The sequence below is a fragment of the Dapis hubbardiae BLCC-M172 genome (assembly GCF_050016015.1).
Taxonomy (GTDB): Bacteria; Cyanobacteriota; Cyanobacteriia; order Cyanobacteriales; family Microcoleaceae; genus Trichodesmium.
This window is the reverse complement of record NZ_JBNHEQ010000224.1, coordinates 55,757-67,159: the sequence shown is the minus strand read 5'-3', so window position 1 is coordinate 67,159 and position 11,403 is coordinate 55,757. Positions and strand designations below refer to the sequence as shown.

Sequence of the window (11,403 nt, the reverse complement as noted above, 5' to 3'; positions counted from 1 at the left end):
ACATGGAAAGCGGAGCATTCCCTATACGAAAAAGCGCAGCTCCTCCGCAGGAGGCAGGAGGCAAGAGGCAGCAGAAAGCCCCTAACAGTGATGCTAGGGAATCCGGCGCTGTCTCCTGAGAGTAGCGTCGGGAAGATTTCAAAATGTGAAATAATTGCTTGAAATTACCATAGTGTCAAAGTTTTTAGTTCACAAAATCTTACTTTTGACTTTTGACTTCCGTGAAACGATATGACTAGGATTGCCTCACCAAAACAATAATCTTCCATTATAATCTTTAGACTTAACTGGACTTTAAGATTTTTGATAGGAAAAATGGGTTCAAACCCAATAGGGGCAAGGTAAATACCTCAACTGGCTAAAAATTGCTCAAAGCTAGATATATTAGCTGCGCAGGCTAAATTTAACTTAATTCATTAGTGTGTAAGGATTTGATGCTATTTTTCAGCTACTTTTTGCTAAAGTCCAGTTAACAGTAAGAGTGTCAATTATCTATTACCACCACAAGTTGTTAGTCGCGATATTAAAGCAACAAAAGTTTCAGGAGCCATCATTTGGCCAACCCCATAACAAGCACGTCGTCGCCATATAATTATCGGTAAGTGACCTTCTGGAGCTTCCAAGTTAAAAGAAAGTTCATCATAATATTTCCAATTTTCTCCATCTCGCCATCCCAAGCGATCGCAAAAATATCCATATTCCCCACTCACACTTTCCCATATACGTTGTTGTGTATTTAAGCCAAACAACCCATGACTATAATATTCCCAAAGCCAATCAATAGTGCAAAGGTCTGTACAAGGAAAATTCTCAATATCTACCAACTGGAGCCAACCTTCTTCTTCCCTCAGAGTTACTTGCAGCAACAACTCCCAAGTAAGTTCATCTGCTTTTCGCCATTTTCGAGCAGCCAAAAGATTTATTAGTGGGTTATAATCTATCCCTACTTCTGACATTGGTGGTTCTGGAGTTGGTATAGCATTCAACTTTTCTTCAATACTATATAGGGTTTCTGCCAAAGTCTCTGGGTTAAGTTGTTCGAGACGATAAAGCACCCACTCTAACTGAGAATGTAATTGGAAGCGTTCTATTGCTGCCTGATGTAACTGAGCTTGTATTTCATCTAGTTGCTTTTTTATATCCCTATAATTTTGGTTGTCATTTACTCCATCTGCTGGTACAGTTGGTAAACCAGAATTGCTATTATGATGACTAGGATTTTCCCTAGCTTGTACAATTTGCCACATTTTTCTAGCCCAGTTCAACTTTGCTTGTTCTTTCTGTTGGTAAATTTCTGCTGTAGCAAAGAAAGCAGTATCTGATTTTAAATTCCAGTCACAAATAGAGCAATACTCTGGCACTGTTTCAACATATTCTGCACCGCAAATAGGACATAACATAATTTTTTTTGTTAATCAAAATCATTGAAAACCAATATTACTGAATAATTAATAATTAATAGTTACAGCGCTTACCGTTGTTATGAGGTACAAAATTTTAGGTTTGAGGGAACAGGGAACAGGGAACAGGGAATAGGGAATAGGGAATAGAAAAAAATAAAAACAACTTTACCTCATAGCTTCGGAAACTGCTGTAATAATTAATCATTAATAGTTGATAGTCAATTAATTATTCATTCAACAATTCACGCCTTAAAGCCTCCCATTGTAATTAATAATTAATAATGAATAATCAATGATTTATAGGCCATAAAGAAGCATGAGATAGTCTGTTATAAATTATGAATTTTCCACTCTAGATAATTATTAATTGTATTCCTAGGTCATGCTGCGCAAACGGCATCTCGTCACATGAAAATTATAATTGTTAATTATTCGGTCTGGGTAATTATTAATTATTAATTGTATCGACACCTCGTCACATGAAAATTCTTAATTGCTGAAATTAGGCTTCTCCAGAAAAGAGGGAGTACGGAGTAGGGGAAAATAATTGATGATTTCTGCACGATAAATAATTGATTTTATTTTTGATTTTTGGAGAGGTCTAATTCTATCTAGACTCCCCACACTCACCACATTCCCTATTCGCTCTTTGGTTGATAAAGAGCCAATTTCTGTTCATAAGTTCCTATAAGTTTAGGCATGAGTCGTTCCACATCTGCTGTAGTTTCCCCAAATGATGGCCACACCATATATAACTTTCTAAAAGCTTCTTCTATTCTGCCTTCTTCAATATCTTTCAGAGCATTTTTTTCTCGAATCAATTCTATTGCTACACGGTCTTGATAAGTAGGACTAAAATTCTTAGCCTTGACTATAGGAGCAAATCTATCCCAGGAGGTACTCAAAAACTGATATCTACCAGCAGCATCAGAACAAAGTTCCTTACCATTACTAAGGGCACATTTCAGTTCTCTCGGATGGTCTTTAAAGCTAGAGAAATGACTGCCTGTATATTGACGATAATAACCTTGAGGCCCTGTTGTACCTTCTGTCACAGAGATTGTATCTAGAAAAGCTCTAATTCTGGGAACATTTACTGGATAAGCCCAGTTCTTAGTTGGATCTATCTTAGGCATAACTACTGATGTTACTGACCCTTTTTTCTCAGCATTTGCACCCCCACCTACTGCTCGAAATAGTTGTGAGATTGCTATGAATAATCCTAAAATAATTAATAGGGAAGAAGCTAATTGGAGGTTAAATAGTTTAGACAAGTTTAAGGTTTTTTTCTGCACTTTCCGAGTAGTGCGGTAATTTTTAATTTTATCTTGAGAGGAAACTGATTTTTTGAAGTTTGTAGTATTAGGAGACAATATTTTTTTTTGAGTAGTAGGGAGTATCCCAGTTTGCTGACCAAATTTTAGCAGAGAATTAATAGTATCTACTCGTTTGTGTTGATGAGATTCCCGATTGTGAGAATTAATACTTTGTACATTTGCAAATGCTATAACATCTGCTGAAGTTACTTTTTCTAGTGGTTTTCTGACAAATTTCAGAAACATTTGGGCTATATATAAATGAGAAGATTGCTGTATAGGAGGAATTTGTTGTAACCAGATATTTATTAACTCAAAGTCTGAATTTTTGTTTTGTTGACTTCTTTGTTGTGCTTGTTGATTATACATGACACACCACTTGAATATTTCAGATTAAGACATCAGACTAAATTATAGGAAGTATGGATTATTTTACTATAAACAGTATTATTTGAGATTAAATTTAATATATTTCTTAGTTTTTAGCAAGTTTTCTTAGGCAAAAGTCATAATTAAAAAGCCAAAAGAAAACAGGGGTTGTAGGAATTGGAATAATACCATCTGAAAACAATAATTGCTACAATTAATATTAACTGTTATAAAAGAGCAAAATTTTCACAACCAATTGAGGATTTATATATTAAATAAAACAAAAAAATCAAGTTATTCAACCAAGGAATTTAACTCAGCATAGCGTTCTACAAATTCCCCAAAGTAATGTTATACTTTGGTGACACTTCAGTTATTAAGTAATTAACACAGACAAAATAGCTCTCATACCTAATTATTAGCCAGTTAATGTTAATTATTCTTATGTATACGGACTTTGCATACAACGTCCCTTTCCCCCACCTCCCACATTCCCCCACCTAATCAAATATAGGAATATTTTTGATAAATAGTATTACGCATTAAGGTGTTTGACATTTATAAATTCTGTTTGCGGAGCATTCCGTAGGAAAACTCTTTGAATTGAAAGTGTACTATTCCCTATTCCCTATTCCTTATTCCCTAGCGCGTAGCACTATAAAATTTATGCTAGAAATCGAAAAAATCCAATCCATTGCCAAATCTTATTCCCCACAAGAACTTTTTGCTCCACTTGTTTGGCAACGTCAATTTAATCAATTTGATGGAGAAGAAGTAATTAGAGATTTGATAGAAAATTCTACTTTATGGGCAAGTTTTTTATTCACAAAACCGATTTTTGCTCCCGATGAAAATGGCTTGAGTTTTAGTGGTTTAATCGATACACTTTTAGCAATGGCTAATTATCGTCCTATGCCACATGAAAGTATAATTAACTTTATAAATTATCCTGCTGATACACTTTATATTCTTACTGAAAATGAAGTAACAATAGTATCGTCACTTTTAGACTTAGGAAAAAATGGCGTACTGATGCTGTAGATATTATTGATGGTATGAATGAACAATATGCTTTCCGACTTCAACGGTGTCTTAAAGCTCGATTAATAGAAGAATTGATGAGTGAAAATAAACCCTATCAACAAGATGCTATTGTTGTGTCTTATTGGTGGGATTGAAGAAGGAAGAAGGAAGAAGGAAGAAGGGAGAAGGGAGAAGAAGTAAATTTTGAAAAAAAGGGAGAAATGATAGGTAAGCATTCAGCCGTCAGCATTCAGCTTTCAGCTTTCAACCGCTTGAATTATATGGGTTGAAAACTCAAAATCTTCGTTCTTTTACTTCAATTTATGGGTTTAAAATATAGTATAACTTAAACGAATTATTGCTTAATTGATTAAAAAAGCTGTTTGCGTAGCATGACCTAGGATGAGCTGACCGCTAATAGCTGTTTGCGCAGCATTCCGCAGGAAATGCTTACAATGATAGAGATAACTGTCTTATATCAAACCCTGTTTCTGGGTATAGATATCTAATTATTAATTAGTAACCGCAGCGAGTTAGAAGAAACCGGGTTTATGGGAAGTAGATATTAATATATGGCTAATATAAACCCTGTTTCTGGGTATAGATATCTAATTGTTAATTATTAATTATTAATTATTAATTAGTTCCACCCAACCTATTCCTTGATAACCAAAATTAAATAATTCAGGATGTAAAATTTCCGCTAAAATTTCCAATGAATCTACTAACCTTGGTCCCGGACGATTAAAATAAGAATTACCATCAGTAATATAAACTTTTCCTGACTTAACTACAGATAAATCTTGCCATTCTGAGCTTTTAATTAACTCTAAAGTATCTTGGCGAGTACGTTCTAAATCAAAACCACAAGGCATAAAAATTATTACATCTGGATTAGCATTTAATAACTCCTCCCATTTTAACCAAGGAGAATGCTTTCCTATCTCTCCAAATAATGAATTTCCACCCGCAAGTTTAACTAATTCTGGTATCCAATTTCCAGCAGCCATTAGTGGATTACTCCACTCAATACACGCTACTTTAGGAATATTATTAACTGGTAAATTTTGAGTTTTTTCTTCACAAGCTACTACCCTTTTTTTCAACAGAGAAATTACCTCATTTCCATCCACTCCTAAACTATTTGCTACTCGTTCCATATCAACCCAAACTTCTGCCAATAAATTAGGCTCTAAAGAAATAACTTGAGGATGACTTTTTGTTAAACTTTGAACTGCCGTTTCTACATCCGCCAAACTAACAGCACAAACATCACATTGAGCTTGAGTAATAATATGAGTAGGCTGTAATTTTTCTAATGTTTCTAGTTCCACACGGTATACACTTAAAGCAGACTCTAATAACTCCGTAGCGCGGTCGTGAATTTCCCGACTACTACCATCAGGATTAAATTTAGGTTGAGTACAAACAGGCAAATTTTGAATTTCTGGAGGATAGTCACATTCGTGACTTCTACCAACAATAACTTTCGTTAACCCCAATGTAGCAATAATTTCTGTCGCACTGGGAATGAGGGAAACAATTTTTAATGGGTAATTTATCATTATCTTTTTCTAAGTATATAGCGTATGGTTTTCTTAATAAAAATTTAAGCTTTATCAGCATCTATTAGTATTGGTATTTTGAGAAAATAGTAACTAGAGAAAAAAATATAATGTAGACACTCATAATGAATAATACTAAGCAATTACTAGAAGATTATACTAATGGTAACAGAAATTTTATGGCTACAAAACTCCAAGAAGTTGGCCTTGAAGGTATTAATCTCAGTGGTGCTGACTTTAGTAATTCTGATTTTAGTGATGCTGACCTGATGAATACTAATCTCTGTGGTGTGAATCTGAGTAATGCTAACTTGACTGGGGCAAATTTGGTAGGGGCGAATTTAAGTGAAGCTAACTTAACAGGTGCTAAATTGTGTGAAGCTAACCTGAGTAACGCTAACTTGAGTGGTGCTAATCTCTCGCAAATTGATGCAAATCGTGCTTTTTTGTTTTGTGCTAATCTTTCCCAAGCTAATCTAAATCATGCTTTTCTTTTTAGTGCCAGTCTCAGTTATGCTTGTTTGATGCAGGCTAGTATTAAGTATGCGAGTTTGATTGGTGCTAATCTGGTTGGTGCTGATTTAAGTCATGCGGACTTAACTGGTTCTTATTTAATTGTTACTAATTTGAGTAGTGCTAATCTTTCTCATGCTAATTTGAGTCTGGTCGATCTCAATAGTTCTAATCTGTCTGGTGCTGACTTGACAAAAGCCAATTTTAATGGTACTGATTTGAGTAGTGCTAAGTTAGTTGATGCTAATTTGAATCTGGTTGATTTAAAGAATGCTAAATTAGTTGATGTGATTCTACCAGATGGTATTGACTACCAAGCTCTTTGTCAAAGTTAAAAAGTTATTCCGTTTCAGAGATTTACTTTAGTGGCAAATATATTTCTTATTTTTGAATATAGTGTCTATTCGATTACAGCGCTTTTCGTTGAGTAAACCACAAAACTGCTGTAGGAGTCAGGAGTCAGGAGTCAGGAGTCAGAATTTTTAAGCTTTTCACCTCAAACTAACTATCATAAAAATTCTCACATCTCATTCCTGATTGCTATATATACTTTTTGCTTTTTGCAATAGCAATGTGCGCTGGCACGCTTTACAAATTGCAGGAGGTGTCCAAGCAGCTCAAAGCCTTATATTATCGGCAATTTATTCTTACTATTGCTTGTTTTATGTTCCCTGTTCCCTACGCACACCGCTATACCTTTGACTATTACCTAAGCATTTCAACCATTAATAGACTGACTAGCATAGGCATCCATACTATACGACGGAACTCTCTTGTTGTAGTCCAATCTATTGCCAGTCAAAGATTCAGATAAGTTTTCAAAAGACTTAGAATTCCAGTTGCGCTCATGGATAGGCTTTGTTTGCTCACCTAAGAAGTAAGCTTGACTTCCGATTACTGCAGCAGCTACCCAAGCGATTACGAATAATGAGATTAAGATAACCATAATTTGTTTTTCCTTTACATTTTTTAACCTTACTGTAAATAAATGTAACAATTTATTGCTTTAACTGTCAAGTTAATGATATTCGGCAAGCTGAATAAAAAGCCATAGAAATCCACACCTGTTAGGAATCGACATAAATTTCAAATTATGATATAATTAAAAGTTTTAAAATCAAGTCAGTAGTGGACTAACACATATTCAATGCTGAATCCCTTTTACAGTCTAAATTTTAGCTTTCTAACACACCCTACTGGACTGACACGCCTCAAAATGTAGGTTGGGTAGAACGAAGTGAAACCCAACACAACTTTATTGTTCTTGGGTTGGGTTTCGAGTCCCTCAACCCAACCTACGCTCTTATAAAATTACTTCTGACTTTTGAGTTGTGAAACCCAACAAAAATCTATTGCAACATTTAAGATGAAACAATCCAGTAGGTTGGGTAGAACGAAGTGAAACCCAACAAAACCTTATTTTTCTTGGGTTGGGTTTCGGAGTTCCTCAACCCAACCTACGCTCTTATAAAATTACTTCTGACTTTTGACTTCTGACTTGTGAAACCCAACAAAAATCTTTCTCCCCTACTCCCCTACTCCCCTACTCCCCTACTCCCCTACTCCCTAATGCACAGTTTTAGCTGTGTCGGCCCACTACGCTCTTATAAAATTACTTCTGACTTTTGACTTCTGACTTTTGACTTATCAACTCTCGCCATGCTTGGACTAAATTTCCTTGCATTAAAGCAGCAATACCATTTAATGACCTAATCTCTGGTTGATCGGGGTCAATTTCCAAAGCAGACTTTAAAGCTATTTCCGCCGCCCCAGGATTAAGCTCATATAAATAGACAAAAGCCAAATAAGCATAAGCAAAGGGGTTCTGGGAATCTAACTCAGTTATCCTAGTCAAAGTAGCGATCGCTCCCTCTGCATCTTTTTGTAAAACTTGTGCCAAAGCCAAACTATAGAGCCACTCTAAATTATCTGGTTCCTGTTGCAAACGATAAGTTAAAGTTTGTTCTGCTTGTTCAGTATAATCTTGAACTGGATCGTATTGGTTAACTCGCGCCACCTCCGCAAACACAGTTTCCAACCCCTTTATTCCCAGAGGTAACTTTTGACCCCACATGCGCAACTGTGTCACTAAATCTAATTCTGGTGCTGGTAATATTTGCGCCTGGGGGTCAACTTCTACCCGCACGGGAGGTTGTACAGCAATAGGATAACTTGCTCCAGTTTCTCGGTTAAGATAAGTCGCCTCTAATAGATAAGTTCCAGGTACGATATTAGATGGGGGTAACATTCCTATTCGTTCAATAACTTCAAACCCCACCTCAGACTCATTCGCTTGAAACATACCAGGGTGCAAACTTCCCATTCCTATCGCGCGATCGTGAATGAATTGGGTGATAGGTTTTTCAACCAAGAAACCGGGTTTATTGCCCTGGTTATTGTTGTTCAAACCAGGAAAGTTCCCTGATAAACCCGGTTTCTGCGTAAGTCCTGCCAAAGAAACTTGGTTTTTTGGAAAAACCGGGTTTCTGAGTTCGGTTTGTGGTTGATTAATATTTTCTCGGCGATAAGTTAATAAGACTAAACCTGACTGTAATTCTTGCCACGAACCAGACCATTTATAGGTAATAGGTATTGAGGTTCCTGGTCGAATTTTTGGCGATAAAATTATATAGTCTAGTTTAACTTTTTCCTGTGGTTTATTCAGAGGATTAACTTCTATAGGTAAAAATTGATTATGATAGAGATTTAAGTTGCTATTATCTGGCAACTGCCAACTTTTTTGTAATTTAAAATTCGGGTGTTGTTCGATAAGATTAACAATAGCAGCTTGAGCTTTTTTAATTCTTTTAACAGAACCTTGTTCATCAGTTTTTGTGACAAACCAAGAAAGCGATCGCGCATCTTGTTCTACTTGTTTAAAGTTAGTTCCGACTTGGCGACCATAGACCTGTAAATTTTGTAGAGCGCCGTAATAATTTAAGTTATGTTGATTAATTTCTGGAGTGGAAGGTAAAACGCCTAAAGTTGATTGTAAATAGGGGTCAGTTTTGACAATTTCAGCAATTACTTTTCTATGCGGAAATTCTTTGCCAAAATGAGCATAATAAGTAGCGCCAGGACTTAACCAAGTAGTAATTTTTCTGAGGAAAATTCCACCTACAGGCCAGAGATTTAATAGCATTAAAATAATTGCTAAACCGACAGTAAAGTAGCGAATTTGTTTTCCTACTTTTCCAGGAAACTGCATTAAACCAAAGGCTAATAAAATTGATAAAACTGGCAATAATGGCAAAGTGTAACGAAAATCTTTGTTGATATTGAGAGAACAAATTAGATATCCGCCGATTAAAAATATGGCTATCCATTGAAAAGAATGAAGCTGACTTGAAAAATTTTGTTGTTTTTTGTTCAGTCGGATAAAGTAAAAAATTAATCCACCGATGGGAATAATTAATAGAGGTAGAGAAATATGATAAGGGAGTAATTTTCCATAATAAATCCAAGCATCTAAACTTAAGAGATTAGGGTCGCCTTCAGCAATAGCAGAATCTACCGTTGCTCGTTTACCAGCAGTTAACATTAACAGCCAATTTGTTCTTGCCCAAGGATAAAAAATTGCGACGGATAAGCACAGAGAATAAATTAGTTGAATTAATTTGTACCATTGTCGTTTTTTGAGAATATTTATTCCTATCCAAAGCAACGGCGTAAACAGAAAAAATATTGTAGTTTGCTTAACTAAAATTGCTAGACCAAAAGTTAAACCAAAAGCAGTTACCCAAAGCCAATCTTTGAGAGATTGATCTGGAAATAATTTATCTATTTTAGCAGATACTAATCCTATAAAATTTTCCAAAAACAATAGAACTTTTTTTCCTCCCTGTTCCCTCTTCCCTGTTCCCTCTTCCCTATCTAAAAACAATAAAACTTTCTTTCTTCCTTCTTCCTTCTTCCTTCTTCCTTCTTCCTTCTTCCCATACCAAAATGTCAAACAACAGAAATTTAAAGTTACCATTGCCGTGAGGGGATAGTCGAGTAAAAATTGTAAACGATATCTATATAATCCCGGAAATAATATACATAAAACTGCTGCCCAGAAACCAACTTTTTGATTAAATAATTTGCTGCCTAAACTGTAAACTGAAGTAAGTAAAATACCACTAAAAAATAGATGTACTAAAGTTGCTTCGTCAGCACCCCTACCAAAAATATTTTGAAACGGAACAGTAAGAATGTAAGTTAAAGGCGGTACCTTCGGCGAAAGCTCCCAAAAATGTTTCCACCATTCCCCAGAAAACAATTGTACATTTTGCAAAGCACGCCAGTAAGTTAGGGAACCAGTCAGATAGTCTGCCTGATCCCAAGCAGGAACAGAATTATCAAAAGCAAACCAGAGGCGATCGCTCACCGTCACAAATAACCATAAAATAGTTAAGGTAAGAATATGATTAATTTTGGGTTGTTTTTTTTCTTGGGCAATCATAATTTAAGTTATCACTAATAAGCGTAGGTTGGGTTTCATTCCTCAACCCAACAAAGTCAGTCCAGTAGACAGAAACACATTTACCTGCTTAATTTTACTACACCTTTATGATATGATGAGTTAATAACTAAAGGAAATACTCATATAGCAAATACTCCCCTTTTAAACACCAATAATTTAGAGGAAAATAACTAATGACAACTGAAGAATTAATAGACTTAAGAACTTCCATTATTGAAGGTATAAATCATGATGCCTTAGAAATTATTGACGAACTGGATGCTCTGAGTAAAAAAGACATAATTAGAAAAATAAAATCCTATTTAACTGTGATGTTAATTCACTTAATCAAAAATCAGGTAGAAGGACGTTTAACTAATTCCTGGGCAGCATCTATCCGCAATTCAGTTCGAGAAATTCAAGACTTGAATTTGAGGCCAAATAAAACCTCTTATTACTTCAAAAAAGATGAATGGGGAGAGGTAATCGCGCAAGTTATAGAAGCAGCCATTCGAGATGCCAGCGTGGAAACATTAGATGTTAATTGCAGTCCGTTTCAACTAAAATAAATGGTATAAACAACTCAAGTTACCGAAAATACTTTGAGTTTATTGTCTTTAATTTACGAACATTAACCAGAGGTTTTACCTGCAATTATTGACGATAATTTAGTATTGCTACCCGGTGGGGAAGATTGGAAATTTGGTAGTAGGAATAAATAGGGGATATATTAGACATCTTTCATTAATTGATAATTGATAATGGATAAT

The 11,403-nt window shown here is 35.3% G+C and carries 9 protein-coding genes; 4 read left to right on the top strand and 5 right to left on the bottom strand.

Annotation, left to right across the window (positions count from 1 at the left end):
* Positions 1-488 precede the first annotated feature (488 nt).
* Together ACP6PK_RS20785 and ACP6PK_RS20780 are read right to left on the bottom strand one after the other, a co-directional pair.
* Complete coding sequence (locus ACP6PK_RS20785) at positions 489-1,400, bottom strand: GUN4 domain-containing protein (protein WP_426562262.1); 912 nt, start codon at positions 1,398-1,400, stop codon at positions 489-491.
* A gap of 641 nt (positions 1,401-2,041) precedes the next feature.
* Positions 2,042-3,088 carry a glycoside hydrolase family 24 protein gene (locus ACP6PK_RS20780; RefSeq protein ID WP_426562260.1) on the bottom strand — a complete coding sequence of 349 codons (1,047 nt, stop codon included), beginning with the start codon at positions 3,086-3,088 and terminating at the stop codon, positions 2,042-2,044.
* Positions 3,089-3,754: 666 nt separating this feature from the next.
* Between ACP6PK_RS20780 and ACP6PK_RS20775 the strand changes: the two genes are divergently transcribed.
* Both ACP6PK_RS20775 and ACP6PK_RS20770 read left to right on the top strand, forming a co-directional pair.
* Positions 3,755-4,129 carry a hypothetical protein gene (locus ACP6PK_RS20775; RefSeq protein WP_426562258.1) on the top strand — a complete coding sequence of 125 codons (375 nt, stop codon included), beginning with the start codon at positions 3,755-3,757 and terminating at the stop codon, positions 4,127-4,129.
* 14 nt (positions 4,130-4,143) lie between these two features.
* Positions 4,144-4,266 (top strand): hypothetical protein, encoded by a 123-nt coding sequence (locus tag ACP6PK_RS20770; protein ID WP_426562256.1) that lies wholly within the window; start codon positions 4,144-4,146, stop codon positions 4,264-4,266.
* Between the two features lie 474 nt (positions 4,267-4,740).
* Here the strand turns inward: ACP6PK_RS20770 and ACP6PK_RS20765 are convergent, their stop codons facing one another.
* A complete protein-coding gene (locus ACP6PK_RS20765) occupies positions 4,741-5,676 on the bottom strand; it encodes a cobalamin-binding protein (RefSeq protein WP_426562254.1) in 936 nt (311 codons plus the stop codon).
* A 125-nt stretch (positions 5,677-5,801) separates the two neighbouring features.
* On the opposite strand from ACP6PK_RS20765, the gene ACP6PK_RS20760 reads away from it, so the two are divergent.
* Positions 5,802-6,524, top strand: a complete 723-nt coding sequence (locus ACP6PK_RS20760; RefSeq protein ID WP_426562252.1) for a pentapeptide repeat-containing protein — start codon at positions 5,802-5,804, stop codon at positions 6,522-6,524.
* 383 nt (positions 6,525-6,907) lie between these two features.
* Here the strand turns inward: ACP6PK_RS20760 and ACP6PK_RS20755 are convergent, their stop codons facing one another.
* Entirely contained in the window at positions 6,908-7,135 is a 228-nt protein-coding gene (locus ACP6PK_RS20755; RefSeq protein WP_094673644.1) for a photosystem II protein, Psb35-related, read from the bottom strand.
* A gap of 666 nt (positions 7,136-7,801) precedes the next feature.
* Complete coding sequence (locus tag ACP6PK_RS20750; RefSeq protein ID WP_426562250.1) at positions 7,802-10,633, bottom strand: phospholipid carrier-dependent glycosyltransferase; 2,832 nt, start codon at positions 10,631-10,633, stop codon at positions 7,802-7,804.
* Between the two features lie 194 nt (positions 10,634-10,827).
* Between ACP6PK_RS20750 and ACP6PK_RS20745 the strand changes: the two genes are divergently transcribed.
* The gene (locus ACP6PK_RS20745) at positions 10,828-11,202 is read left to right on the top strand and encodes a DUF29 family protein (protein ID WP_426562248.1); all 375 of its coding nucleotides are present in this window, start codon (positions 10,828-10,830) and stop codon (positions 11,200-11,202) included.
* Positions 11,203-11,403: the final 201 nt, after the last annotated feature.